This is a genomic window from Mesorhizobium sp. M8A.F.Ca.ET.208.01.1.1 (assembly GCF_004791315.1).
In the GTDB taxonomy this organism is placed as follows: Bacteria; Pseudomonadota; Alphaproteobacteria; order Rhizobiales; family Rhizobiaceae; genus Mesorhizobium.
Genome location: NZ_SRUT01000295.1, coordinates 1 through 303 on the forward strand (window position 1 = coordinate 1; position 303 = coordinate 303).

A 303-nucleotide genomic window follows, 5' to 3' on the forward strand; every position below is an offset into this window, starting at 1 on the left:
GCCCAACAATGTGGTGCCGCTCTCCGCGCACCGCTGAGTTCGCCTGACATCACCGATCGAATTTTTGAGGGGCATCGCCGGACATGGCTGAAGCGTTGCGTGTTGGAATTGCCGGCCTCGGCACGGTCGGCGCCTCGGTGGCGCGCGTGTTGCGCGACAAGGCGGCCGAGCTCACCCGCCAGTGCGGCCGCGACATCGTCGTGGCAGCCGTCTCGGCCCGCGATCCCAAGCGCGACCGCGGCGTCGACCTTGGTGGCGCTCAATGGTTCGACGATGCGGTCAGGATGGCGGAGACAGATCGGA

At 67.3% G+C, this 303-nt stretch carries 1 pseudogene; it reads left to right on the forward strand.

What is annotated here, in order from left to right:
- Positions 1 to 83: 83 nt before the first annotated feature.
- Positions 84 to 303: pseudogene (locus EN851_RS35365) on the forward strand (homoserine dehydrogenase); the annotation flags it as partial.